Consider the following 25,825-nt stretch of genomic DNA (forward strand, 5'->3'; position numbering starts at 1 on the left):
TTTGTGTCTTAGTAGGCCGCGCCGTGGGTGCCGACCCCACCCGCCTCGCTCCGCGAGGCACCCTCCCCTCAAGGGGGAGGGGATCACTCGAACACGATGCTTGGCACGGCGGCTTCGGCCGCGCCGCGTTCTTCGTTGACCCTGCCCCAGACGTTCGAGGCGATGTCGCGGTAGATCTTCGCCTCGGCGCTATCGGGCTTCGAGACCACCACCGGCGTGCCGGCATCGGAGCTTTCGCGGATGCCCATCTCGAGCGGCACTTCGCCGAGGAAGGTGACGCCGAGACGCTCGGCCTCGCGGCGCGCGCCGCCATGGCCGAAGATATCGTAGCGCTTGCCGGTGTCGGGGGCGAGGAAATAGCTCATATTCTCGACGATGCCCAACACCGGCACGTCGACCTTCCTGAACATGTTGAGGCCTTTTCGGGCATCGATCAGGGCCAGATCCTGCGGCGTCGAGACGATGACGGCGCCGGCCAGCGGCACCTGCTGGGCCATGGTCAGCTGCGCGTCGCCGGTGCCGGGCGGCATGTCGACGACGAGCACATCGAGCGGACCCCACTCGACCTCGCGCAGCATTTGCGTCAATGCCGACATCACCATCGGCCCGCGCCAGATCATCGGCGTCTCCTCATCGACGAGGAAGCCCATCGACATGACCTTCAGGCCGTAATTCTCCATCGGCCTCAGGACCTTGCCGTCGACTGTCTGCGGCCGGCCATGGATGTTGAGCAGCCGCGGCATCGACGGGCCGTAGATGTCGGCATCGAGCACGCCGACCCTCAGGCCGTTGGCGGCGAGGCCTAGCGCGATGTTGACGGCGGTGGTCGACTTGCCGACGCCGCCCTTGCCGGAAGCAACAGCGATGATCGCCTCGATGCCGGGAACACCGCGCTTGCCCTGGCTGTGCGAGGCTGGAGCATGCGGGGCCGGTCGTGGCGCGGCAGCGGGTGCGGCCGGCGCGGGCCTGGGAGCGGGCCTTTGCGGAACCGGAGCCTCCATGCCGCCGCCTTTCCTTTCCGCCGTCAGCGCAACCACGGCGCCGGCGACACCGGGGATCGCCTTGACGACGCGTTCGGCGGCGGCGCGCAACGGCTCCATCTCTTGAGCCCGGGCGGCAGGGACGGTGATCGAGAAGAAGACCTTGGCATCAGCAATGAAAATCTCGGAAACCATGCCGAGGTCGACGATGTTGCCGGTGAAGTCCGGTCCGTTGACCGTCTTCAGGCGCTCGATGACGATTTCCTTGGTGACGGACATGAGCTTTTTCCTCTGCTTTCCGCCTGAGATAATGCAGTTCCCGAACAGAACCAAGCGGCGGAACGACACGCACAGTGGCATGGCTTCAAAATTCGCGTCTGCTTGTCGGGATTTGCGGGAGACAAAACGTCTTTAGGGAAGAGGCACGCCAATCGCACAAGCTGCGGTCGCCGGAAAACGAAGCAGCCCTATCTTGTTGCAGGGCTTCGGACGTGCTCGCCAGCAAGGAAAGGAGACCAATCATGCTCGCAAACAGCAACGCAACGGCCAATCTCGCGGTGAAGGACCTGGCCAAGGCCAAGGCCTTCTATGAAGGCGTTCTGGGTCTGACGGAGGTTCACAACGAGGGGGGCGAACTGATCGTCTACAAATGCGGTGACACCAGCATCAACGTGTATCGCTCGATGTTCGCCGGAACCAACAAAGCGACGGCGGTAACCTGGATGGTCGGCGACGAGATCGAAAAAATTGTCAGCGCGTTAAGGTCGAAGGGCGTCGTCTTCGAACATTACGATATGCCGGGCCTGACGCTGGAAGGCGACATCCATGTCGGCTACGGCATGAAGGTCGCCTGGTTCAAGGATCCTGACGGCAACATTCTGAACCTGGTCGACCGTTAGCTTGGACGGAGGCGAAGCTTCGGCCGCATGAGGATTCGCCAAGCAAAAACAGCATGCATCTGGCGTAACCTCACTTGGCCGGGTAGCGTCCGCTCATGATCGACAAGCTGGAATTCTTCATCGCGCTGGCCAGGGAAGAGCATTTCGGCCGGGCGGCGGATGTGTGCGGCGTCACCCAGCCGACGCTTTCGGCCGGCATCAAGCAGCTGGAGGGCCAGCTCGGCGTGATGCTGGTATTGCGCGGATCGCGCTTTCAGGGGCTGACGCCGGAGGGAGAACAGGTGCTGGTGTGGGCGCGCCGCATCGTCGGCGATACCCGCACCATGCGCGAGGAAATGCGGGCGGCGCGCCACGGCCTCTCGGGGCGCATCCGCATCGCGGCCGTCCCGACGGCGCTGGCCATGGTGGCGCGGCTGACGACACCTTTTCGGGCAAAACATCCCGGCGTCACCTTCTCTGTGCTGTCGCGCACCTCGATCGAGGTGCTGTCGCTGCTCGGCAATTTCGATATCGACGCCGGCATTACCTATCTCGACAACGAGCCGCTGGGGCGGGTGACCAGCGTGCCGCTCTATGACGAGCGCTATCAGTTGATCACCGCGGTCGGAACCCCCTATTCCGACCGCGACAAAGTGACATGGGCGGAGCTTAGCCAGCTGCCGCTCTGCCTGTTGACGCCGGACATGCAGAACCGCCGCATCATCGACCAGCACCTTGCCGAGGCCGGCGTTGAGGTGCGGCCGACACTCGAATCCAATTCGATGATCGTGCTGTTCTCCCATATCCGCACCGGCAAATGGTCGTCGATCATGCCGCTCAACCTCTCGGAAACGTTCGGCTTTTCCGAGCCGATCCGGGCCATTCCGATCGTCGAGCCGGATGCCAGCCACACCGTCGGGCTGGTGGCGACACCGCGCGAGCCGCACACTCCGCTGGTCTCGGCGCTGCTGGACGAGGCGATGGCGCTGGCAGACGATTTCCGCGCCCGCCACTGAGCTAGAGATTGCAGGCTGGACGGTGTCGATAGAAGATTTCTATCGAACAACGGATCAGCTTTATTGATTTGGTGGGTTTCCTCTGATTTCCTAAGCACTTAGCGGAAGATTACTACGACCAGGGAGGGCGCTGCATGACAATGCAGCCTGCAGGTACCGAGATCGCGTCGCGCACGGCGGCGATCGTCCAGGAGTTGAAGGGCCTCGAAGGCCCGCTGTTGCCGATCCTCCACGGCATCCAGGAAGAATTCGGCCATGTGCCGCAGGACGCGTTGCCGGTGATCGCCGAGGCGCTGAACATCTCCAAGGCAGAGGTGCACGGCGTCGTCACCTTCTATCATGACTACCGCAGCCATCCGGCTGGGCGGCATGTGCTGAAGCTCTGCCAGGCGGAAGCCTGTCAATCGATGGGCTCGGATGCCATTGCCGCCAAGCTCAAGCAATTGCTGGGCATCGGCTTCCACGAGACGGCCCGCGACGGTTCGGTGACGCTGGAACCGGTCTATTGCCTCGGCCTTTGCGCCTGCGCGCCATCGGCAATGCTGGACGGCGAGGTGATCGGCCGGCTCGATGACGAAAAGCTTGACGAGATCGTGACCGAGGTGCGCTCATGATCCCGCGCATCTACGTTCCCGGCGATTCCGGCGCGCTGGCGCTCGGTGCTGAAAAGGTCGCCAAGGCGATCGAAAAGGAATTGGCCGACCGCGGTATCGAGGCCAAGATCGTGCGCAATGGTTCGCGCGGCGCCTATTCCCTCGAGCCGATGGTCGAGGTGGCGACAGCCAATGGCCGCGTCGCCTATGGGCCGGTAAAGCCGTCCGACGTCAAAAGCCTTTTCGACTGTGGCTTTCTCACCGGCGGCTACCACAAGCGCTGGTTGGGTGCACCCGACAAGATCCCGTTCCTGGCAAAGCAGACGCGGCTGACCTTCGCGCGCTGCGGCGTCATCAATCCGCTGTCGCTCGATCACTACAAGGCGCATGGCGGGCTGAAGGGCCTGCAGAACGCCGTGGCGATGGCTCCGGCCGAAATCGTCAAACAGGTGACGGAGTCGGGCCTGCGCGGACGCGGCGGCGCCGGCTTCCCGACCGGGATCAAATGGAAGACCGTGCTCGATACGACGGCCGACAAAAAATACATTGTCTGCAATGCCGACGAGGGCGACAGCGCCACCTTCGCCGACCGCATGATCATGGAGGGCGATCCCTTCGTGCTGATCGAAGGCATGGCGATCGCCGGCATCGCCACTGGCGCGACCAAGGGCTTTGTTTATATCCGCTCGGAATACCCGCATGCGGTGGCGATGATGGAGAAGGCGGTCGAGGTCGCCCGCAAGGCCGGCCTGCTCGGCGTCAATGTGCTGGGCTCGCCGAACGCCTTCGACATGGAGATCCGCGTCGGCGCCGGCGCTTATGTCTGCGGCGAGGAAACCTCGCTGCTCAACAGCCTCGAAGGCAAGCGCGGCGTCGTTCGCGCCAAGCCGCCACTGCCGGCCATCCAGGGCCTGTTCGGCAAGCCGACGGTGATCAACAACGTCATCTCGCTGGCCTCGGTGCCTGTGATCATGGACAAGGGTGCTGCCTTCTACAAGAATTTCGGCATGGGCCGCTCGCGCGGCACCATTCCAATCCAGATCGCCGGCAACGTCAGATATGGCGGCCTGTTCGAGGCGGCGTTCGGCATGACGCTTGGCGAGATCGTCGACGACATCGGCGGTGGCACGGCCACTGGACGGCCGGTCAAGGCGGTGCAGGTCGGGGGTCCATTGGGAGCTTATTTTCCCCGCTCCCTGTTCGACACGCCTTTCGACTACGAGGCATTCGCCGCCAAGGACGGGCTGATCGGCCATGCCGGCATCACCGTCTTCGACGACACAGCCGACATGCTGAAGCAGGCGCGCTTCGCCATGGAGTTCTGCGCCATCGAAAGCTGCGGCAAGTGCACGCCGTGCCGCATCGGCTCGACGCGCGGCGTCGAGACGATCGACAAGATCGCCAAAGGCATCGAGCCGGAAAAGCAGATCGAACTGGTGACCGACCTCTGCAACACGATGAAGTTCGGTTCGCTCTGTGCGCTGGGTGGCTTCACGCCCTATCCGGTGATGAGCGCAATCAACCACTTCCGCGATGATTTCAAGCCGGCGCCGGTCGCCGAAGCAGCAGAATAGGAGTCTCGCCATGGGTCTCGTTCAGGAAATCGACTACGGCACACCGGCCTCGACCTCCGAGAAGCAGGTGACGCTGACCGTCGACGGCTTCACCGTCACTGTGCCGGAAGGCACCTCGATCATGCGCGCCTCGATGGAGGCCGGAATCACCATCCCGAAGCTTTGCGCCACTGACATGGTCGATGCCTTCGGCTCCTGCCGGCTCTGCCTGGTCGAGATCGACGGCCGCAACGGCACGCCTTCTTCGTGCACGACGCCGGTGGCGCCGGGTATGGTCGTGCACACCCAGACCGGAAGGCTGAAGGACATTCGCCGCGGCGTGATGGAGCTCTACATCTCCGACCATCCGCTCGACTGCCTGACCTGTGCGGCCAATGGCGACTGCGAATTGCAAACGCAGGCCGGCGTCGTCGGCCTGCGCGACGTGCGCTACGGCTATGAGGGCGACAACCACGTCTTCAAGAAGAATGATGGCGCAGAAAACTTCAAATGGATGGCGAAGGACGAGTCCAACCCGTACTTCACCTATGATCCGTCGAAATGCATCGTCTGCTCGCGCTGCGTGCGCGCCTGCGAGGAGGTGCAAGGCACCTTCGCGCTGACCATCGAGGGCCGCGGCTTTGAAAGCCGGGTGTCGGCCGGCATGCATCAGCTGTTCATCGACAGCGAATGCGTGTCCTGCGGCGCCTGCGTGCAGGCCTGTCCGACAGCGACGCTCTCCGAGAAGTCGGTGATCAAGATCGGCCAGCCGGAGCATTCGGTGGTCACCACCTGCGCCTATTGCGGCGTCGGCTGCTCGTTCAAGGCCGAAATGCGCGGCGACGAACTGGTGCGCATGGTGCCCTACAAGGACGGCAAGGCGAACCGTGGCCATAGCTGCGTCAAGGGCCGTTTTGCCTACGGCTATTCGACCCACAAGGAGCGCATCCTCAATCCGATGATCCGCGAAAAGGTCACCGATCCATGGCGCGAAGTGTCGTGGGACGAAGCGCTGACCCACACTGCCAACGAGTTCCGCCGCATCCAGTACCAGTATGGCCGAACCTCGATCGGCGGCATCACCTCGTCGCGCTGCACGAACGAGGAAACCTATCTGGTGCAAAAGCTGATCCGACAGGGTTTCCGCAACAACAATGTCGATACCTGCGCCCGCGTCTGCCATTCGCCGACCGGCTATGGTCTTGGCCAGACATTCGGCACTTCGGCAGGCACCCAGGATTTCGATTCGATCGAGCAGACCGACGTGGTGATGATCATCGGTGCCAATCCGACCGACGCACATCCGGTGTTTGCGTCGCGCATGAAGAAGCGGTTGCGCAAGGGCGCGAAGCTGATCGTGCTCGACCCGCGCCGCACCGACATCGTGCGCTCGGCCCATATCGAGGCGCAGCATCATCTGCCGCTGAAGCCCGGCACCAATGTCGCCGTGGTCACCGCGCTTGCGCATGTCATCGTCACCGAAGGCCTGTTCGACGAGGCCTTCATCCGCGAGCGCTGCGACTGGGACGAGTTCCAGGACTGGGCGTCGTTCGTGGCGCTGCCGGAAAACAGCCCGGAAGTTGTCGGCCAGCTTGCCAATGTCGATCCCGAAGAGATCCGCGGCGCCGCACGGCTGTTTGCCACCGGCGGCAATGGCGCGATCTATTACGGCCTCGGCGTGACCGAGCACAGCCAGGGTTCGACCACCGTCATCGCCATCGCCAACCTCGCCATGGCGACCGGCAATATCGGCCGGCCAGGCGTCGGCGTGAACCCACTGCGCGGCCAGAACAATGTGCAGGGCTCCTGCGACATGGGCTCGTTCCCGCATGAGCTGCCCGGCTATCGTCACGTCTCCGGCGACGCGGTGCGCGATATCTATGAGAGCCTTTGGGGCGTCAAGCTCGACGATGAGCCCGGCCTGCGCATCCCCAACATGCTGGACGCCGCCGTCGACGGCTCGTTCAAGGGCCTCTATGTGCAAGGCGAGGACATCCTGCAGTCCGACCCCGACACCAAGCATGTCGCCGCGGGCCTCGCGGCGATGGAATGTGTCGTCGTCCACGACCTCTTCCTCAACGAGACCGCCAACTACGCGCATGTCTTCCTGCCCGGCTCGACTTTCCTCGAGAAGGACGGCACCTTCACCAATGCCGAGCGCCGCATCAATCGCGTGCGCAAGGTGATGGCGCCGAAGAACGGGCTGGCCGACTGGGAAGTGACGCAGAAGCTCGCACAGACGATGGGGCTTGACTGGAATTACCAGCATCCGTCGGAAATCATGGACGAGATCGCCAAGACGACTCCGAGCTTCGCCAAGGTTTCCTTTGACTATCTGGACAAGATGGGCTCGGTGCAGTGGCCCTGCAACGAGCAGGCGCCGGAAGGTACGCCGATCATGCATATCAGCGGCTTCGTGCGCGGCAAGGGCAAGTTCATCCGCACCGAATATGTGGCGACCGACGAGAGGACGGGACCGCGCTTCCCGCTGCTGCTGACCACCGGCCGCATCCTGTCGCAGTACAATGTCGGCGCGCAGACCAGGCGTACCGACAATATCATGTGGCATAGCGAGGACCGGCTCGAGATCCACCCGCATGACGCCGAAAACCGCGGCCTGCGCGACGGTGACTGGGTCCGACTGACCAGCCGCTCCGGCGAGACGACGCTGCGCGCGCTGATCACCGACAAGGTGTCGCCGGGCGTGGTCTATACAACGTTCCACCATCCAGACACGCAGGCCAACGTCATCACCACCGACTTCTCCGACTGGGCGACCAACTGCCCGGAATACAAGGTGACGGCGGTGCAGGTCGGCGCGTCCAACGGACCGTCGGAATGGCAGCTCGACTATGACGAGCAGGCCCGCAACAGCCGTCGCATCGCGACCTTGGAAGCAGCGGAGTAATCGTTGAGCGCGCGCCGCAAAGCCACGACGCAGATCTCGCGGCTGGCGCACCGCGCCGGCGGCACTGCGGCCGCCAACCGGATGGTGCCGGAAGAGACGCCGGTGGCGTTCTCCTTTGCCGGCACCACCCATGCGGTGATGATGGCAAGTCCCGCCGATTTCGAGGATTTCGCGCTCGGCTTCTCGCTGACCGAGGGCATTATCGCCAACCGGCAAGAAATTGAGGCGATCGAAGTCGAAGATCACGGCGCCGGCATCGACATCCAGATCAGGCTAAAGGACCAGGCCAATACGCGCTTCGAGGCGCGGCGCCGGCGGCTGGCCGGACCGGTCGGCTGCGGGTTGTGCGGCATCGAGTCGATCGAGGAGGCGATGCGTTCGGTCGAGACGGTCGGTTCGTCAAAACTTACGCTTACGGCGGACGACATCGTCCGTTCGGTCAAGCTTTTGTCGAAAGTGCAGCCGCTGCATGCCGAGACCGGCGCGGTCCACGCCGCCGGTTTTTATATCTCCGGCAAGGGTATCGTCATGGCGCGCGAGGATGTCGGCCGCCACAATGCGCTCGACAAGCTGGCCGGCGCACTCGCCAAAGCCGGCATCGATGGCACCTTGGGTGCCGTCGTGGTGACGTCGCGCGTTTCGGTCGAGATGGTGCAGAAGACGGCGGCGATCGGCGCTGCGTTCATCATCGCCGTTTCGGCGCCGACGGCACTTGCCATCCGCACCGCCGAGGACGCCGGCATGACGCTGGTGGCTTTGGTGCGCGGCAATGATTTCGATATCTTCACCCACCCCGAACGGGTGGTTTCGGGAGTTGCCAAGCATGTCGCATGACGAAGGCCACATCATGAGCACCAGCGAGAAGCTGGTCCGCATGGCCAATCAGATCGCCGCCTTTTTTCACTCCAAGCCGCGCGAGGAAGGCATTGCCGGCGTCGCCGAGCATATCAACAAGTTCTGGGAACCGAGGATGCGGCGGCAGTTGTTCGAAATGCTGGACGGCGGTGGCGAAGGCTTCAACGAGCTTGTCGTGGCCGCCTCGGCAAGGATCAAGCGGCCGGCTGCACCGGAAGCAGTGGGCTTCCGCGCCGATGCCGGGGGCGTCGTTCCAGGCGGCAAAGGCCCTGGGGCCGGTGAGTCGAATGCCGGGATCGCCGCTTCGCAGAAGTAGTCAGCAAACGTGCCTCTCATGGCCCATACGCTTGCATTCCCATCTTCTAACGTTTGATCTGCCGTAAGCGTCGCGCCTCTGCTATGTTGAGCGACCAGAAATCGTCGGGCCTGGCGGACAAATCTCGTGAGGCCGTCGAAACGCGATACGCCCGAAGTGGCGACGTGCGGATCGCCTATCAGGTGGTCGGCCAGGGATTGTTCGATCTCGTTTTCGTGCCGGGCTTCATTTCCAATCTCGACCTGCACTGGGAAGACGAAGGCTACAGCCGGCTGCTGAAGCGGCTGTAGCCTTCTCGCGGCTGATCCTGTTCGACAAGCGCGGCACCGGCCTGTCGGACCGCATCGATACCCGCTTCTGATCATCAACAGCCCGATCGTGAAGACGGGCACATGGAGGATAAAATGCCGACCAAGACAAAGCCAGTGAATGGCGCGGCGATCAAGAATGCAATCGAGGGCCGTGACGGAAAAATGCTCGCGAGCTTCTATGCCGATGACGCTCTGGTGCGGGTGATCGACCGCAACAATCCGCCGAGCAAGCCGCGCGAAATTCGCGGACGCGCGGCGATCAGCACATTCTGGGACGACATCTGCAGCCGGGCGATGACCCACAAGGTCGACACCACCATCGCCGACGGCGACAATCTCGCCTTCACGCAGGCCTGCAGCTACCCCGACGGCACGAAAGTGTTCTGCGCGGCGATGCTGGAGCTGAAGGACGGCCAAATTGCGCGGCAGACCGTCGTGCAAACATGGGACGAGTGAGGAGGTAGCGATGTTCAGCGCCAGATGGCAGATCGATGCCCGGCAGGCAGATGAGGGGCGGAAACCAGCTGAGCAAGACTTGTGCTGGCCCTCATCCGGCCCCTCTGGGCCACCTTCTCCCCGTCAACGGGCCGTCAACGGGGAGAAGGAAGGCGCTACCCGTGCGCCACCATCACATGGCGGACAGCGGTATAATCCTCCAGTGCGTAAAGCGACATGTCCTTGCCGTAGCCGGACTGTTTCAGCCCGCCATGCGGCATCTCATTGGTCAGCATGAAGTGGGTGTTGATCCAGGTGCAGCCATACTGAAGCCGGGCTGCCGTCGCCATGGCGCGCGAAACGTCTTTGGTCCATACCGACGATGCCAAGCCGTAGTCGCTGTCATTCGCCCAGTTCACCGCCTCGTCGACCTCGGAAAAACGAGTGACGGAGACAACCGGGCCGAACACTTCGCGGCGCACGATCTCGTCTTCCTGCAGCGCGCCGGCGACGACGGTCGGCTGGTAGAAGAAGCCGGAGCCTTCGCCCGGCTTGCCGCCGGTGGTGATCTCGATGTGCTTCAGCTCCGAGGCGCGTTCGACGAAGCTCGAGACGCGGTCGCGCTGGCGGCGTGAGATGAGCGGCCCGATCTCGTTCTCGGTGTCGTCGGGGCGGTTGTACTTGATGGTCGAGACGGCCGAGGAAAGGTCGGCGACGAGCTTGTCGTAGATCTTCTTGCCGGCATAGATGCGGCAGGCGGCAGTGCAGTCCTGGCCGGCATTGTAGTAGCCGAAGGCGCGCAGGCCATTGATCACCGCGCCGAGATCGGCATCGTCGAAGACGATGACCGGCGCCTTGCCGCCGAGTTCGAGATGCGTGCGCTTGACCGATTTGGCTGCGGCCTGCAGCACCTTCTTGCCGGTGGCGACGTCGCCGGTGATCGAAATCATGTTGACTTTCGGGTGGTTGATCAGCGTGTTGCCGACGCTGTCGCCTCGGCCGAGCACGACATTGACAACACCGTCCGGCAGGATTTCAGCGAGGATCTTCGCCAGCTTCAGCGAGGTCAGCGGCGTCTGCTCCGACGGCTTGAAGACGACGGTGTTGCCGCCGGCAATCGCCGGCGCCAGCTTCCAGGCCATCATCATCAGCGGATAGTTCCATGGCGCGATCGAGGCGACGACACCGATGGCATCGCGGCGGACCATCGAAGTGTGACCAGGAATGTATTCGCCGGCGACCTGGCCGGGCATCGAGCGGACGGCGCCGGCAAAGAAGCGGTAACAGTCGACGATCGCCGGGATTTCGTCGTTGAGCACGGCATTGATCGGCTTGCCGCAATTGAGCGCCTCGAGTGCCGCGAAATCCTTTGCGTCGGCCTCGATGCGATCGGCGATCTTTAGCAGATAACCCGAGCGCTGCGCCGGCGTGGTGCGCGACCAGGTGACGAAGGCCTTTTCGGCGGCAAGCACCGCTGCCTCGATCTGCGCCTGGCTGGCTTCAGGCAGGTTGAGGATAGTCGCTCCGGTCTTCGGATTGAGGATCGGCTCCTCGGTTTCGGTGCCCTTCTCGAATTTCGAGCCGATCAGCATCTTTGTGTCCATGGAAGTCTCTCCCTTATGGATTCTTGACGTCATTTGCCCGAACCGGCGATCTGGTCGCCGTCGCGGGTCAGGTAGTAGGCAAGGAGGATGGGCAGCAGCGTCACCAGCACGACGACCATGGCCACGACATTGGTGACTGGGCGCTGGCGCGGACGGATCAGTTCCTCCAGCATCCAGATCGGCAGCGTCTGCTGCTGGCCGGCGGTGAAGGTGGTGACGATGACCTCGTCGAACGACAGCGCGAAGGCGAGCATGCCGCCGGCGAGCAGCGCGGTGGCGATATTGGGCAGCACGACATGGCGAAAGGTCTGGAAGCCGGCGGCGCCGAGATCCATCGATGCCTCGATCATCGAGCCGGAAGTGCGGCGAAAGCGGGCGACTGCGTTGTTGTAGACAACGACGACGCAGAAGGTGGCGTGGCCAAGCACGATCGTCCAGAACGAGAATGGAATCTCGGCCAGCGAAAAGGCCGAACGCAGCGCGATGCCGGTGATGATGCCGGGCAGCGCGATCGGCAGGATGACCAGCAGCGAGATGGTTTCGCGGCCAAAGAACTGTGTTCGCGAAACGGCGGCGGCGCAGAGCGTGCCGAGGACCAGGGCGACGAGTGTCGAGATGGCGGCGACCCGGACCGACAGCGACAGCGCTTGCCACACGTCCGGGCGGTTCCAGGTGACGGCGAACCACTGCGTCGTCAGTCCCGGCGGCGGCCAGACGAAGCTCTTTTCCTCGGTCGTGAAGGCATAGACGAAGATCAGGAAGATCGGCAAATGCAGGAACAGCAGACCGCAGGCAGCAGCGATCTTCAAGCCGAGAGGGGTGGATTGCGAGCCATCAGAGTGCATCGAAGGCCCCCATGCGCTTGGCGCCCCAGAGGTAGAAACCCATGATGACGATGGGCACCACGGTGAAGGCGGCAGCGAGCGGGATGTTGCCGGCGGTGCCCTGCTGCGAATAGACGGCCTGGCCGATGAAGAGGCGCGAGGTGCCGATGATCTGCGGGATGATGTAATCGCCGAGCGTCAGCGAGAAGGTGAAGATCGAACCGGCGACGATGCCCGGCAGCGCCAGCGGGAACAGCACATTGCGGAAGGTCTGGCCGGGCGACGCGCCGAGATCGGACGAGGCCTCGACCAGATTGCCGGGCACGCGCTCAAGTGCCGCCTGAACCGGCAGGATCATGAAAGGCAGCCAGACGTAAACGAAGACGATGAAGGTGCCGGTGGACGACACCGACAGAGAATTGCCGCCGACGATCGGCAGCGACAGCCAGCCATCGAGCAGCCATAGAAGATGCAGCTTGGCGAGCAGCCAGGACAGGATGCCTTCCTTGGCGAGGATGAGCTTCCAGGCGTAGATCTTGACCAGATAGCTCGACCACAGCGGCAGCATCACGCCGAGATAGAACAGCGCCTTCCAGCGGCCGCGCGCATAGCGCGCCGCGTAATAGGCGATGGGGAAGGCGATGATCGCCGAGGCGAGCGTGACCAGAGCCGCCATCGTTACCGTGCGCAGGATGATGTCGAGATTGGCGGCCTGCAGCAGGTCGCCATAGGTCTTCAGCGTGAACTGCCGGTTTATGAGGCCGGAGAATTCGTCGATCGAGAAAAAACTCTGTAAGAGCAGCGCGAACAGCGAGCCGATATAGACGATGCCAAGCCACAGCACCGGCGGCAGCAGCATCAAGAGCAGCAGCAGCTTCGGCTTGCGCCAGAACAGGTCCAACAGCGCGCCGCGCAGGCCGCCGGCGCGAGGAAGGAGGGCTGGGGCAGATTTTGCCTGGGTCGCGGTCAGAGTCATGGTTTCTTCGACAGGTCGCGATCCTTCGCGCCCCCCTCTGTCCTGCCGGACATCTCCCCCACGAGGGGGGAGATTGGCTGTCGCGACTGCTTTCGCCAATCACCAACGTTGCAGAAGAGGCGCCACTGGCGAAGCTGCCGATCTCCCCCCAAGTGGGCGAGATGCAAAGTGATGGCAAAGTGGGCAGGACAGAGGGGGGCGCCATGAAGCGCCGCACTTGGCCTGTCAGCCAAGACTTTCCTCAGCGCCATCATGCCGGCTCATCCATCAAATGCAGGTGCTCGCGGTTGAAGGTGAGCATGACCGCCTCACCTTCCTTCGGCAATGTCGCACCGGCCGGCACGATCGCATGCAATCTCAACCCGTCGGCGTCGAGCGCCAGTCTGGTCGTGGCGCCGAGATAATTGGTCGAGACGAGACGAGCGGCAACGCCGTCGCCCTTGGCAGCCCGGCCGATGCGAATGGATTCAGGCCGCAGGCTGCCCCAGCGATGCTGGCCGGAATAACGCTGGACGAAGTCCGGCGGCAGCACATTGGACGAGCCGACGAAATCGGCGACGAAGCGCGTCTTCGGGCGCTGGTAGATGTCCTCCGGCGTGCCGATCTGCATGATCTTGCCGTCGTTGAAGACGGCGACGCGATCGGCCATCGAAAGGGCCTCGCCCTGGTCGTGGGTGACGAAGACGAAGGTGATGCCGAGCGCCTTCTGCAGCGACTTCAGCTCCTCCTGCATGTTCTCGCGCAGCTTGAGGTCGAGCGCGCCAAGCGGCTCGTCGAGCAAAAGCACCTTGGGCTGGTTGACCAGGGCGCGGGCGAGCGCGACGCGCTGGCGCTGGCCGCCGGAAAGCTGGCCCGGACGGCGGGCACCGTAGCCGGGAAGCCGCACCAGCGACAATGCCTCCTCGGCCGCCTTCTGCCGCTCGAGCTTGCCGACGCCCTTGACCATCAGCCCGTAGGCGACATTGTCGAGCACGTTCAGATGCGGAAACAGCGCGTAGTCCTGGAAGACGGTGTTGACGTTGCGGCGATAGGGCGGAACGCCTTCGGCACGTTCGCCGAAGATGGAGATCGAGCCCGATGTCGGCTGCTCGAAGCCGGCGATCAGACGTAGGCAGGTTGTCTTGCCGGAACCCGAAGGTCCAAGCATGGCAAAGAACTCGCCCGGCACGATGTCGAGATCGACCATATCGACGGCGCGCACGCTGCCGAAATGGCGCGAGACTTTTTGGAAGGAAACGGCTGCTGTCATGGGCTGTCAGTCTGTTGCCGGTTTGATGTGTTGACGTCGCCGGCGCCGCCACGGATAGGGGGCGGGGCCAGCGAACTTGCGCGACGCCCTACCTCCCCCTTGTGGGGAGGTCGCGGCGAAGCCCGCGGGTGGGGTTATTTGGCAAGAACTGCCGAGCGGACCCCCACCCCGACGCTGCGCGTCGACCCTCCCCACAAGGGGGAGGGTAAGGGAACTCACCGTCCGCCAATGACGCCGATATAGTCCGACACCCAGCGATAGTAAGGCACGCACTGATCGTTCTGGGTGGCGCACTTCGACACCGGCGTCTTCCAGAACTTGATCTTTTCGAAATTGTCGTAGCCGTTGGTCTTGCAGCCTTCGTCACCGAGCAGTTCGTTGCCCTTGCAGGCAGCCGGCACCACCGGCAGCGAGCCGAACCAGGCGGAGACATCGCCCTGCACTTTCGGCGACAGCGAATGCTCCAGCCACATATAGGCGCAGTTCGGGTTGGCCGCCTCGGCCGCCAGCATGGTCGTGTCGGCCCAGCCGGTGACGCCTTCCTGAGGAACGGTCGAAGCGACCGGCTTCTTGGCGGCAGCCAGCGTGTTGACCTGGTAGGGCCATGAACCGGAAGCAATGACGCCTTCGTTCTGGAAATCGTCGACCTGGATGGCGGCGTCATGCCAGTAGCGTCCGACCAGCGTGCGCTGGACGCGCAAGAGATCGAGGGCGGCCTTGTACTGATCCTCGGTCAGCTCGTAGGGATCCTTGATGCCTAGCTCCGGCTTGTGAAACATCAGATAGTTGGCGGCATCGGCGATGTGGATCGCCCCGTCATAGGCCTGGACGCGGCCCTTATTCGACTTGCCGTCGGGCAAGGTCATCTCCTCGAAGACGACGTTCCAGCTCTTCGGCGCTTCCTTGAACACCTCGGTGTTGTACATCAGCACATTCGGTCCCCACTGGTAGGGGACGCCGTAGTGGACGCCGCCAACAGTGAACCACGGCGCATCCTTCAGCCGGTCGTCGACCGTGTTCCAGCTCGGGATGAGATCGGTGTTGATCGGCTGGACCCGCTTGCCGGCGACGAGGCGCAGCGAAGCGTCGCCCGAGGCGGTAACGAGGTCGAATCCGCCCTCGTTCATCAGCGCGACCATCTCGTCGGATGTGTTGGCGGTCTTGATGTTGACCTTGCAGCCTGTGTCCTTCTCGAAGGACGTGACCCAGTCGTAGCCCTTGTCGGTTTCGCCGCGCTCGATGTAGCCGGGCCAAGCGACGATGTTGACCTGGCCTTCGCCCTTGCCGAGTTCCGTCACCTGAGCGATCGCCTGGCCGGAGAAGGTCAGCGCGACCGTCAATGCAGTGCATGACTTCAGGAATGAATTCATCGTCGATCTCCCATTTTGGCGGATGACCCCGAAAACCGGTTCCGGTTTTCGGAAAGGAACATGCGCGACTCTAAGGGGCGCCGCCCTGTCGTGGCGGCTTGGTCCCGATCATGAAGGTGCTGTGAAATTCCCGGTTTCGCAAATTCATTTATCAGAAAGGCGATATCGGTTTTTCCGATAGATTAACGTCCAATCTTCTCCGGCCGCTGACGGACCATGCGCTGGGACTGGGCAAGCCCGATGAAGTCGCGTGCGGCCTGCGGCAGGCCGGAGCCGCGCCGCCAGACCATGCCGACCTGGACCACCGGCAAGGAGCCCGAAATATCGCGCGATTCGATGCGGTCGCCTTCGAGCGACCATGGCCGGTAGACGAGGTCGGGCAGCAACGCCACACCGGCGCCGGTGGCGACGAGGCTGCGCACCGCTTCGACAGAGCGGGTGCGGAAGGCGACATGCGGCTTGGCGCCGATCGCCGCCAGCAGTTTTCCGGTATTCTCTTCGATCTCGTCGACGGTCAGCATGATCAGCGGCTCCGAGGCGATGTCGCCAATGCCGATGATGTCGGCGCCGGCCAGCGGGTGGCCGAGCGGCAGCCATAGCCGGTAGGCCGAGACTTCGAGAATTTCGGACTGCAAGGCGGTGCGGTCGCGCAGGTTCGAGGTGACCATAACGGCGATGTCGAGCTTGCCGCCGATCAGGAGATGTTCGAGGTAATCGCCATTGTCCTCGATGGCCGAGATCTCGACGCCCGGATACGCGCGACGATAGCGGGCGAGAAGGTCGGACAGCACATAGCCGGCGACCAGCGAGGTGACACCGAGCTGCAGCCGGCCGCCCGCCGCCGCTTGCTCGCCGAAGAAGGCGCGGCGCGCATCGGAAACGTCGGCAAGGATCTTTGTCGCATGGCGCAGGAACTGATGGCCCTTGTGGGTGATGTTGAGGCCGCGCGGATGGCGCTCGAACAGTTCGACGCCGAGATCGCCTTCGAGCTCCTTGATCGCCTCGGTGACCGACGATTGCGAGATGGACAGGTTCTGGGCGGCGCCAGACACCGTGCCTTGCTCGGCGACGGCGATGAAGAACTGCAATTGACGGATTGTGAAGGCCATGACCGGACTAAACACCGGGACGGTAAGGAAGAAAAGCCGCCCACCGCTTTACTGCTCTGGTCAGATCAGATCCCGCTTTCGTCGCCGACAATGCTGAGCCGTGCGCCCGCTTGCCCAAGGGCGGCGGCGATGGCGCGCGGCGGCGGCCGATCGGTGACGAGTTCGGAAAAACCGTCGAGGCCGCAGACCTGGACCAGGCCCTGGCGACCGAACTTGGTGTGGTCGGTGACGACGAGCGAGCGCTGGCCGCGCGACAGCACCATGCGGGCGAATTCCGCCTCTTCCAGATCATAGTCCATCACGCCCGTGACGGCATCGACCGCGCCGGTGGAGATCACCGCATGGCTGACGGAAAAGCGGCTGACGAATTCGATCGCCGAGACGCCGAAGGCGGCGCCCGAATCGCTGCGCAATTCGCCACCGGCCATGTAGACCTTGTTGCCGTTGACGGTGGCCAGCGTGCGGGCGATGTCGGAGGAATTGGTAACCACCGTCAACCGCCGGTGTCCGAGCAGCTCGCGGGCCAGGAAAGAGGTGGTGGTGCCGGTGTCGAGCATGATCGATTCGCCGTCGCGGATGGTCGCGGCAACGATGCGGGCGATGGCGCGCTTGGCATCGGCATTCTCGCGCATGCGCCGCTCGAACGGCGCCTCGCCGGCCATCGACGGCAGGCCGACTGCGCCATGCATCTTCAGGATCGAACCGTCACTGGTCAGCGGCTTGACGTCGCGGCGCACGGTCTCCAGCGAGACGCCCAGCCGGTCGGCCAGACTGGCGATGGTGACAGTGCCCTCTTCATGCAAGAGACGCAGGATTTCGCCATGCCGCTTCGAATGGATCATCGGGTTCGCCCAATCGGATTGTTGCGCTGCTGACCGCTTCTAAGGCAAATCGGCCACAGCTTACAAGAAATCCTTGTGGTTTCGGGCAAAAAGCCACAAGTTTTCGTTGACAAGCCGGATCACATGGCGTGACACTGGTTTCGTGACAGGCTCGGAACTGCCACGGGAGAACGATGGCAGAGCCGCACCAAGATTCGCCTGCCCGAACGGCTGGAAAGTCGTCTGGCGCAAGGGAAAAGGAATTTTTCGAATCCGCGGGGGCGGATGCCGGAGTCGAAGAACCCGGCACAGGGGCTCGTCGGTGCGGTGCGGGATACCGATCCCGGGATCCCGCACCGACGAGAACTTCGCATTTCGCCCTCCTGCCGGCCGCCAGCTTTGTGTCCCCCGTGGCGCCTTGAACCCCGCGCAATGAGAGATGGACCCGTGACCGCCGAGGACCGCATCCGCGCCCTGCCCTGCTGGACTGGCAGCATCGAGATCGCGCCGCTGCCGGGCGGCCTAAGCAACGCCAACTATCTGGTCGAGGACGCGGTCGGACGGCATGTCGTCCGCTTCGGCCAGGACTTTCCGTTCCACCACGTCTTTCGCGAGCGCGAGGTGATGACCGCGCGCGCGGCCCATGCCGCCGGCTTCGCGCCGGCTGTCCGCTATTCCGAGCCCGGCATCTTGGTGACGGAGTTTCTCGGCGCCAAGACTTTTGTCGCCGAGGACGTACGCGCCAATATCGGCCGCGTTGCCGCCCTGATGCGCGGCTTCCATCGGGAGATGCCCAATCATGTCTCCGGCGCCGGCTTCATGTTCTGGGTATTCCATGTCATCCGCGACTATGCGCGCACGCTGGAGGAAGCCGGTAGCCGCATGCGAAGCGAGCTGCCGCGGCTGCTGACACTTGCGGACGAGCTCGAACGGGCGCAGAAACTGCTGCCGATCGTCTTCGGTCACAATGACCTTTTGCCGGCTAATATCCTCGACGATGGCCATAGGCTGTGGCTGATCGATTTTGAGTATGCCGGCTTCAACACGGCGATGTTCGACCTTGCCGGTGTCGCATCGAACGCCAGCATGAACGACGAGGAGTCATTCGCCTTCCTGACCGCCTATTTCATGAAGGAGCCGGATGAGGCGATCCGCCGCTCACATGCGGCCATGCAATGCGCATCGCTGCTGCGCGAGGCGATGTGGAGCATGGTTTCCGAACTTTATCTCGACGCGCCCGGCATCGACTACGTTGCCTATACCGACGAAAACCTGACGCGGCTCGATGCCGCGCTGGAAAACTACCGAACAAAATACGGACAGAAATCATGAAATTGCCCGCCCACGCCGAGATCGTCGTCATCGGCGGCGGCATAATCGGCTGTTCGACGGCTTATCATCTGGCGCGTGACCACAAGGCCGATGTCGTACTTTTGGAACAGGGCAAGCTGACTTCGGGCTCCACCTGGCATGCGGCGGGGCTGGTCGGGCAGTTGCGCTCGTCGGCCTCTATCACCCGCGTGCTCAAATATTCGGTCGATCTCTACAAGGGGCTGGAAGCCGAAACCGGGCTGGCCACCGGCTGGAAGATGACCGGGTGCCTCAGGCTCGCCACCAATGCCGACCGCTGGATCGAGTACAAGAGGCTGGCGACGACGGCGAAAAGCTTCGGCATGGATATGCAGTTGCTGTCACCGGCCGAGGTCAAGACAATGTGGCCGCTGCTGGAAACCGGCGATCTCGTCGGCGCCAGCTGGCTGCCGACCGACGGCCAGGCAAGCCCTTCCGATATCACGCAGTCGCTGGCCAAAGGCGCTCGCATGCACGGTGCCAGGCTGTTCGAGGATATCCGCGTCACCGGCTTCGACATACAGGATGGCCGCATCACCGCGGTAAAGACCAACAAGGGCGATATCGCCTGCGACAAGGTGGTGAACTGTGCCGGGCAATGGGCGCGCCAGGTGGGTACGCTAGCCGGCATCAATGTGCCGCTGCAGCCGGTCAAGCACCAGTACATCATCACCGAAAGAATAGACGGGTTGGCGACCGATGCGCCGACGATCCGCGACCCCGACCGGCGCATCTATTTCAAGGAGGAGGTCGGCGGGCTGGTGATGGGCGGCTATGAGCCGAACCCGCAAGCCTGGACGACCGATCTTCCCGGCGGTGATGTCCCTGATGACTGGGAGTTCCGGCTGTTCGACGACGATTACGATCATTTCGAGCAGCATATGAACCAGGCGATCGCGCGGGTTCCGGCGCTCGAAACCGTCGGCGTCAAGCAGATGATCAACGGGCCGGAGAGTTTCACGCCGGACGGCAATTTCATTCTCGGCGTGGCACCCGAATGCGCCAACATGTTCGTCGGCGCCGGCTTCAACGCCTTCGGCATCGCGGCGGGCGGCGGCGCCGGCTGGGTGCTGGCGCAGTGGGTGGTCGACGGCGAGGCGCCACTCGATCTGTGGGTGGTCGATATCAGACGCTTTTCCGACTTGCACCGCGACCGGCTATGGGTCCGCGACCGCACGCTGGAAGCCTATGGCAAGCACTATACGATCGGCTTCCCGCATGAGGAGTATGTCACGGGCCGGCCACGGATCGTGTCGCCGCTCTACGAACGGCTGCAAAAGCATCGCGCCGTGTTCGGCTCCAAACTCGGTTGGGAGCGGCCGAACTGGTTCGCGCCCGAAGGCGTCGAGCCGAAGGACATCTATTCGATGGGCCGGCAGAGCTGGTTTTTGCCGGTCGGCGACGAGCACCGGCACGTGCGCGAGAACGTCGGCATCTTCGACCAGTCGTCCTTCGCCAAATATGAACTGACCGGGGCGGACGCGCTGAAGGCGCTCGACTGGATCTGCGCCAACGACGTCGCCAAGCCGGTCGGCCGGCTGACCTACACGCAGCTTCTCAACACGCGCGGCGGCATCGAGGCCGACCTGACCGTGGCTCGGCTCGGCGAAGAACGATTCTACGTCGTCACCGGCACCGGTTTTAGGACGCATGACTTCTCGTGGATCGGCGACCATGTCGGCAACGAGCTCGACGTGACGCTCACCGATGTCACCGAGGATTTCGGCACGCTGTCGCTGATGGGGCCGCGCGCCCGCGACGTGCTGGCTGCGGTGACCGATGCGGATGTGTCAAACACCGCGTTCCCGTTCGGACATGTGCGGGAAATCTCGATCGCCGGCCACACAGTCCGGGCGCTGCGCGTCACCTATGTCGGCGAGCTCGGCTGGGAGCTGCATGTGCCGATCGCGGCAACGGGCGAGATCTTCGACGCGCTGATGGCGGCGGGCGAGAAGCACAGCATCCGCCCGGTCGGCTACCGGGCGCTGGAATCGCTGCGGCTGGAAAAAGGCTACCGCGCCTGGGGCTCCGACATTACGCCCAACGACACGCCGCAGGAGGCCGGCCTCGGCTGGGCGGTGAAGCTCCGCAAGAATACCGATTTTCTCGGGCGGCGGGCGCTGGAAGAGATCAGCGGCGCCGCGCTGAAAAAACGCTTTGCCGGCTTCACCGTCGATGATTGCGAAATCGTGCTGCTCGGGCGCGAGACGATCTTGCGCAACAGCGAGCCGGTCGGCTACCTGACCAGCGGCGGCTATGGCTACACGGTCGGCAAGAACATCGGCTACGGCTATGTGCGCAACGCCGACGGCGTCAGCGACGATTTCCTCGCCTCCGGCGACTACGAGCTGGTGGTGGCGATGGAACGGACGCCGGCAAAAATCCATCTCGAGCCGCTTTACGATCCGGCGGGAGCAAGAATCGGAGCCTAGATCAGTTCACGCGCAGAACGAGGCCGCGGCTGGGCACGGTGTCCGCCTCGCCCGGCATGGAGACATAGGGCGACGTCTCCTCGGCGCGCGTAACGACGCCCTTCGCCTCGAGGTCGGCGATCCGTGCGGAAAAGCCGGCGCCTATAAGCATTGAGCTTGAGTCCGTGCGTCAGATCGAGAACCGCTCTAGGGTTACTGAGGATAACATCCTATTCACTTTTCCTGAAACTTGTCTAGCATTTCCCCTGGAGTCTACACGTTCGAGACTGTTTTTCTATGACGAGGGCACAATATGCAAATAAACGAAATCAAGGAGAAAAAGCAGAAGATTATCGAAAGGTTCGGCCCCTGGACGGCAGGTTCCATCCATCTGGCCGATCAAATTGACACGTTCGATGAGCCGCACTGGGACGCCCGATTGAGGCGCTTCGTGCAGATCGCTGCAGATCTTGCGGGGAAGCCGTTGGAGAAGCTTCGCGTTCTGGACCTGGCGTGTCTCGAGGGGCAATACGGGATCGAGTTCGCGCTCCATGGGGCCGACGTGCTCGCCATCGAGGGTCGGGAGGCGAACCTTGAGAAGGTGCACTTCGCTAAGGAGGTACTCTCCCTGGACAACCTCGAACTCGCCCTAAATGACGTGCGCAACCTCGACGAGGAGCGCCATGGTCGTTTCGATGTTGTTCTATGTTTGGGGATCCTTTATCACTTGGATGCTCCGGATGTCATGGACTTCGTGGAGAGAATCTCGAAGGTTTGCGGAAAGATATCAATAATCGATACCCATATCAGCCTCAGCGACGAAGCGTCGTACACTTGGAAGGGGAAGACCTACTGGGGCAGGTATGGCAAGGAACACGATACTGATGCGACCTCCGAGGAGAAGCTGGCAGAGCTCTGGAACTCGCTCGACAACCCGAAGGCCTTCCTCTTCACGCGTGCATCGCTCTGCAACCTACTCCGACACGTGGGCTTCACGTCCGTCTACGAGTGCTTGAACCCCTACGAGTATCATAATCCCAACTGGCCGCTGGCTGCAGGAGGGGACAGGCATGTCGTCTGGAGGGATCGCATCACCCTGGTTGCTATCAAAGGGCGGAGTCAGCCACTGCTCTCCTCGCCCATTACGGACGCATCGCCCGAGATCGATCGCCCCGAAAGGCCAGAGTATATCGAGCAGCTCCCGTGCATTCCCGGAGTGTCGCGCAGAAGGTCGAGAGGTCTGCGGTCGCGATTGAGCAGGTTCCTGCCCGGCCCTGTGAAGGCAGTGCTGAGGAGGATAATCCAATGAAATGTCGGACAGACGGCGGCGTTGACGCACCTTCACCGACGGCTGCAAGCCGCCTGACTTCCCCGGAGGCGTAAAGGAGGTCGCCTCTTGGGCACTTTTGATACTGCTGGCGAAGTCGGAAATAAGCCCAGTTCGGGGGCAACATGTTGCTTGTAAACTCGGGCTGTCAATTGTCTAGCCGCGGCCAAATTGGCTTCGCCAGCAGTATCACTTTTGGTGGCATCGAGCGCACGGGAACCTTAACGAGGGGAATGGAAGAATGATCAGCTCACGCGCAGAACGAGGCCGCGGCTGGGCACCGTGTCGGCCTCGCCCGGCATGGAGACATAGGGCGACGTCTCCTCGGCGCGCGTAACGACGCCCTTCGCCTCGAGGTCGGCGATCCGTGCGGAAAAGCCGGCGTCCCATAGCGTGTTCTTGACCGTCAGCACGATTATCCCGCCCGGCCGGCAGATACGGATCAGTTCGTCGAGCCCCTCGGCGCCGACATGGCCCGAGGTGAAGACGCCGGCCGATATGATGCCGGCATAGGCGTCATCCGCGAAAGGCAGCGGTCCGCCGAGCGCCAGACAGTGAAGCGCCGAATAGACGCCCTTGCGAGCTGCCTGGGCCAGCATGCCCTCGGAAATGTCGAGCGCCTCGACCTGCGAATAGCCCGCGATCTTCAGCCACTCGCCGATGAGCCCGGTGCCGGCGCCGGCATCGAGGAGTGGTGCCGCGCCGCGCGGCAGGTGGCGGGCAAGCAGGGCAAGGCAGATGGTCGGATGGCGATAACCGGCCGCCGACATGTCGGCGTCGTAGGTGTCGGACCAGCGGTCGTAGAGCGCCGCCACTTCTTCAGGCCGCTTCGCTGCATAGGCCGCGGCGAGCGCGCCTTCATTTTTCCTGTCCGCCATCGCAGTCCTGTCCGCAAAATCGAAGTGCTGCAGCGCCCTTGCGCGTCCGACAGGACGGCGCAGCGCTGGCGTGAATCGCATACCATCCGATGATAGCCAAACGGCGAAATTTGTGGAACCGTCGTCGCCACAAATAAAGACGTGAAGGGGCGGAAGCGATGGTGAACGAGGAAGCACGCGCGGCGCTTGCAGCCATTCCGGTGCTGGCCGGCTACGAGGGACCGCTGGAGCGGCTTGGCGGCCTCACCAACCTCGTCTTCAGGGCTGGAGATGTCTGCCTGCGGATTCCCGGCAAAGGCACAGAGGAGTATATCAACCGCGCCAACGAGGCGGTGGCGGCACGGGAAGCCGCCAAGGCCGGCGTCAGCCCCGAGCTGCTGCATGTCGACGGCGAGACAGGCGTGATGGTGACGCGTTTCGTCGTCGGCGCCGAGACGATGTCGCCGGAAAAATTCAAGACCCGGCCGGGCAGTCCGGCGCGTGCCGGCAAGGCCTTTCGCAGACTGCATACATCCGGCGCGGTATTTCCCTTCCGCTTCGAGCTTTTTGCGATGATCGACGATTATCTGAAGGTGTTGTCGACCAAGGACGTCGCCCTGCCTGCCGGTTACCACGACGTCGTGCTCGAGGCGGAAACCGTGCGCTCGGCGCTAGCCGCGCATCCCCTGCCTCTCGTCGCCTGCCACTGTGACCCGCTGTGCGAAAACTTCCTCGATACGGGCGACAGGATGTGGATCGTCGACTGGGAATATTCCGGCATGAACGATCCGCTCTGGGATCTCGGCGACCTCAGCGTCGAAGGACAGTTTGATACGGCGCAGGAGGAAGAGATGATAGGCGCCTATTTCGGTGGCGAGCCAACGCCGGCGGAGCGCGGCCGCATCGTCATCTACAAGGCGATGTGCGATCTCTTGTGGACGCTGTGGGGGCTGATCCAGCTTGCCAACAGCAATCCGGTCGACGATTTCCGCGCCTATGCCGACGGTCGCTTTTCACGCTGCAGGACGCTGATGGAGACGGCCGACTTCTCAAGGCATCTGGCGGCGGTGCGCGCGGGTTAAGTACCAAAAAATCTGAACCTTAAGGTACCAGAAATCTGGACCCTAGTTGACGCCTTTCGGCACGTTTTCCGGCGGCACCGTGTCGACCACTTTCTGGCGATGGAAGATGAACAGGCCGGCCAGCACGATGATGCCCGAGCCGATCAGGATGCGCGGGCCGGGCATGTCGCCGAAGAAGGCCAGCCCGAAGATCACGGCCCACAGCAGCAGGCTGTAATGCAGCGGCGCCAGTGTCGAAGCGGGCGCCAGCTTCAGCGCCCTGGTGATCATCAGATGCGCGCCGCAGGAGACGACGCCAAGAAGCAGCATGGCACCGAAATCGAGCGAGGACGGCGTCTGCCAGTTGCCAATGGTGAGAAACCCGCCGACCAGCAACGTGCCGATGGTTTGCCAGGTAACCAGCGAGGTGTCGCTGGTGCCACGCAACCGCCGGTTGAGGATGATGGCGAAGGCGAATGAAATGCTTCCGGCCAGCGCGAAGGTCGACGATAGCGAAAACGCGGCCGAGGACGGTTTGAGCATGATCAGCACGCCGCAGAAGCCGACCAGGATCGCCATCCAGCGGCGCCAGCCGACCTTTTCACCGAGCAACAGGTGCGACAGCGCCGCCACGTAGATCGGTCCGGCCATGTAGAAGCTCATGACGTCGGCGAGCGGCAGGTAGACGACGGCGGCATAGAACAGCGCCGTGTCGAGCGTCGTCATGACGACGCGCAAGACCTGCAGTTCCAGGCGCTCCATGCGGAACAGCTTGCCCGTGCCTTGACGCGCGACCATCGGGCCGAGCACGAAAAACGCGCCGATGGAACGGATCAGCACGACCTGGCCGACGGAAAAGCTGGCGACCAGCCATTTGCCCATCGCATCGTTCAACGCAAACAGGAAATCGCCGGCCAGCATCAGCAGAATGCCGGCCAAAAGCACGTTCCTGATCGTCGAATTCTGGGCTGGTGGCTGTGCCATGCCGATGTCGCTTCCTCCCGCATGAAAGCTCGGTGAG

At 63.0% G+C, this 25,825-nt stretch carries 23 protein-coding genes and 1 pseudogene; 13 read left to right on the top strand and 11 right to left on the bottom strand.

The features are described from left to right. Positions 1-83: 83 nt before the first annotated feature. A complete protein-coding gene (locus AC0L14_RS02845; RefSeq protein ID WP_473484034.1) occupies positions 84-1,259 on the bottom strand; it encodes an Mrp/NBP35 family ATP-binding protein in 1,176 nt (391 codons plus the stop codon). A gap of 242 nt (positions 1,260-1,501) precedes the next feature. Between AC0L14_RS02845 and AC0L14_RS02850 the strand changes: the two genes are divergently transcribed. From AC0L14_RS02850 to AC0L14_RS02890, 9 genes are all read left to right on the top strand, one after another. Next, positions 1,502-1,879, top strand: a complete 378-nt coding sequence (locus tag AC0L14_RS02850; RefSeq protein WP_473484036.1) for a VOC family protein — start codon at positions 1,502-1,504, stop codon at positions 1,877-1,879. 95 nt (positions 1,880-1,974) lie between these two features. After that, a complete protein-coding gene (locus AC0L14_RS02855; RefSeq protein WP_473484038.1) occupies positions 1,975-2,874 on the top strand; it encodes a LysR family transcriptional regulator in 900 nt (299 codons plus the stop codon). A 134-nt stretch (positions 2,875-3,008) separates the two neighbouring features. Further along, positions 3,009-3,488, top strand: coding sequence for a formate dehydrogenase subunit gamma (locus AC0L14_RS02860; RefSeq protein ID WP_473636147.1), 480 nt, complete (start codon positions 3,009-3,011; stop codon positions 3,486-3,488). Continuing rightward, the gene (locus AC0L14_RS02865) at positions 3,485-5,041 is read left to right on the top strand and encodes a formate dehydrogenase beta subunit (protein ID WP_473484044.1); all 1,557 of its coding nucleotides are present in this window, start codon (positions 3,485-3,487) and stop codon (positions 5,039-5,041) included. The genes AC0L14_RS02860 and AC0L14_RS02865 overlap by 4 nt, the downstream gene beginning before the upstream one ends. Before the next feature lie 10 nt (positions 5,042-5,051). Continuing rightward, positions 5,052-7,928, top strand: coding sequence for a formate dehydrogenase subunit alpha (fdhF, locus tag AC0L14_RS02870; protein ID WP_473484046.1), 2,877 nt, complete (start codon positions 5,052-5,054; stop codon positions 7,926-7,928). A 3-nt stretch (positions 7,929-7,931) separates the two neighbouring features. Next, complete coding sequence (gene fdhD, locus AC0L14_RS02875) at positions 7,932-8,762, top strand: formate dehydrogenase accessory sulfurtransferase FdhD (protein WP_473484049.1); 831 nt, start codon at positions 7,932-7,934, stop codon at positions 8,760-8,762. Continuing rightward, positions 8,752-9,099: a formate dehydrogenase subunit delta gene (locus AC0L14_RS02880; RefSeq protein WP_095493685.1), complete on the top strand. Its 348-nt coding sequence runs from the start codon at positions 8,752-8,754 to the stop codon at positions 9,097-9,099. Before fdhD ends, AC0L14_RS02880 begins: the two co-directional genes overlap by 11 nt. Before the next feature lie 83 nt (positions 9,100-9,182). Next, on the top strand, positions 9,183-9,389 hold the full coding sequence (locus AC0L14_RS02885) for a hypothetical protein (protein WP_473748595.1): 207 nt from the start codon (positions 9,183-9,185) through the stop codon (positions 9,387-9,389). Positions 9,390-9,503: 114 nt separating this feature from the next. Beyond that, positions 9,504-9,866: a nuclear transport factor 2 family protein gene (locus AC0L14_RS02890; protein WP_473484054.1), complete on the top strand. Its 363-nt coding sequence runs from the start codon at positions 9,504-9,506 to the stop codon at positions 9,864-9,866. 155 nt (positions 9,867-10,021) lie between these two features. On the opposite strand, the gene AC0L14_RS02895 is transcribed toward AC0L14_RS02890, so the two are convergent. The 7 genes from AC0L14_RS02895 to AC0L14_RS02925 all read right to left on the bottom strand — a co-directional run bounded on the left by AC0L14_RS02895 (position 10,022) and on the right by AC0L14_RS02925 (position 17,819). Continuing rightward, complete coding sequence (locus tag AC0L14_RS02895) at positions 10,022-11,449, bottom strand: gamma-aminobutyraldehyde dehydrogenase (protein WP_473484057.1); 1,428 nt, start codon at positions 11,447-11,449, stop codon at positions 10,022-10,024. A gap of 29 nt (positions 11,450-11,478) precedes the next feature. Further along, positions 11,479-12,294 carry an ABC transporter permease gene (locus AC0L14_RS02900; protein WP_473748596.1) on the bottom strand — a complete coding sequence of 272 codons (816 nt, stop codon included), beginning with the start codon at positions 12,292-12,294 and terminating at the stop codon, positions 11,479-11,481. Next, complete coding sequence (locus AC0L14_RS02905) at positions 12,284-13,249, bottom strand: ABC transporter permease (RefSeq protein WP_473748597.1); 966 nt, start codon at positions 13,247-13,249, stop codon at positions 12,284-12,286. The genes AC0L14_RS02900 and AC0L14_RS02905 overlap by 11 nt, the downstream gene beginning before the upstream one ends. A gap of 250 nt (positions 13,250-13,499) precedes the next feature. After that, a complete protein-coding gene (locus tag AC0L14_RS02910) occupies positions 13,500-14,498 on the bottom strand; it encodes an ABC transporter ATP-binding protein (RefSeq protein WP_473636142.1) in 999 nt (332 codons plus the stop codon). Positions 14,499-14,713: 215 nt separating this feature from the next. Then, entirely contained in the window at positions 14,714-15,868 is a 1,155-nt protein-coding gene (locus tag AC0L14_RS02915) for an ABC transporter substrate-binding protein (protein ID WP_473484068.1), read from the bottom strand. A 182-nt stretch (positions 15,869-16,050) separates the two neighbouring features. Continuing rightward, entirely contained in the window at positions 16,051-16,977 is a 927-nt protein-coding gene (locus AC0L14_RS02920; protein WP_123146441.1) for a LysR family transcriptional regulator, read from the bottom strand. 65 nt (positions 16,978-17,042) lie between these two features. Beyond that, entirely contained in the window at positions 17,043-17,819 is a 777-nt protein-coding gene (locus AC0L14_RS02925; protein WP_473484070.1) for a DeoR/GlpR family DNA-binding transcription regulator, read from the bottom strand. Positions 17,820-18,245: 426 nt separating this feature from the next. On the opposite strand from AC0L14_RS02925, the gene AC0L14_RS02930 reads away from it, so the two are divergent. Both AC0L14_RS02930 and AC0L14_RS02935 read left to right on the top strand, forming a co-directional pair. Next, positions 18,246-19,130 carry a phosphotransferase gene (locus tag AC0L14_RS02930; RefSeq protein ID WP_473748696.1) on the top strand — a complete coding sequence of 295 codons (885 nt, stop codon included), beginning with the start codon at positions 18,246-18,248 and terminating at the stop codon, positions 19,128-19,130. Continuing rightward, entirely contained in the window at positions 19,127-21,580 is a 2,454-nt protein-coding gene (locus AC0L14_RS02935; protein ID WP_473748599.1) for a GcvT family protein, read from the top strand. The genes AC0L14_RS02930 and AC0L14_RS02935 overlap by 4 nt, the downstream gene beginning before the upstream one ends. A gap of 1 nt (position 21,581) precedes the next feature. On the opposite strand, the pseudogene AC0L14_RS02940 reads toward AC0L14_RS02935, so the two are convergent. After that, a pseudogene (locus tag AC0L14_RS02940) lies at positions 21,582-21,716 on the bottom strand (class I SAM-dependent DNA methyltransferase); the annotation flags it as partial. A gap of 156 nt (positions 21,717-21,872) precedes the next feature. Here AC0L14_RS02940 and AC0L14_RS02945 point away from each other — a divergent pair. Next, positions 21,873-22,868, top strand: a complete 996-nt coding sequence (locus tag AC0L14_RS02945; RefSeq protein WP_473748600.1) for a class I SAM-dependent methyltransferase — start codon at positions 21,873-21,875, stop codon at positions 22,866-22,868. Between the two features lie 263 nt (positions 22,869-23,131). On the opposite strand, the gene AC0L14_RS02950 is transcribed toward AC0L14_RS02945, so the two are convergent. Next, positions 23,132-23,764, bottom strand: a complete 633-nt coding sequence (locus tag AC0L14_RS02950; RefSeq protein WP_473748601.1) for a class I SAM-dependent DNA methyltransferase — start codon at positions 23,762-23,764, stop codon at positions 23,132-23,134. A gap of 158 nt (positions 23,765-23,922) precedes the next feature. Here AC0L14_RS02950 and AC0L14_RS02955 point away from each other — a divergent pair, with 158 nt between their 5' ends. Next, positions 23,923-24,825 carry a phosphotransferase gene (locus tag AC0L14_RS02955; RefSeq protein ID WP_473748602.1) on the top strand — a complete coding sequence of 301 codons (903 nt, stop codon included), beginning with the start codon at positions 23,923-23,925 and terminating at the stop codon, positions 24,823-24,825. A 42-nt stretch (positions 24,826-24,867) separates the two neighbouring features. Here AC0L14_RS02955 and AC0L14_RS02960 read toward each other — a convergent pair whose 3' ends face one another. After that, positions 24,868-25,788, bottom strand: coding sequence for a DMT family transporter (locus AC0L14_RS02960; protein WP_473748603.1), 921 nt, complete (start codon positions 25,786-25,788; stop codon positions 24,868-24,870). Positions 25,789-25,825: the final 37 nt, after the last annotated feature.

Source organism: Mesorhizobium sp. WSM4841 (assembly GCF_055811515.1).